General features: G+C 64.1%; 1 protein-coding gene. It reads right to left on the minus strand.

All coding sequences use genetic code 11. The annotated features are described in order from the left end of the window. Positions 1-103: 103 nt before the first annotated feature. A partial coding sequence (locus JYK17_RS40350) for an alpha-amylase (RefSeq protein ID WP_222812334.1) occupies positions 104-304 on the minus strand: 201 nt, incomplete at its 5' end.

Below are 304 nucleotides of genomic sequence, written 5' to 3' on the forward strand. Positions count from 1 at the left end.
GAACGGACGAGGACCTCGTAGAAGACCGCACGCTTGAACCAGTCCGGGTCCCGGTCCTTTGCGGGAGTGTCCTCAAAGGTGTCCGGAACGGGTTCGTTGACGATCATGAGGTGGGTGACCCTCCGATCTGCGGGGTGGACGGTCGCAGGACGGTGAACACATGCGCTGGACGGGTGCCCGGTTCCAGGCGTACGTAATTCGCCCTGCCCCAGTGGTAGGTCTCGCCGGTGAGTTCGTCACGCACCGGCACCGACTCGTGCCATTCCAGGCCGAGTTGCGGCATGTCCAACGAGACCGTGGCCTC

Source organism: Streptomyces plumbidurans, from assembly GCF_019857225.1.
Lineage (GTDB): Bacteria > Actinomycetota > Actinomycetes > Streptomycetales > Streptomycetaceae > Streptomyces > Streptomyces plumbidurans.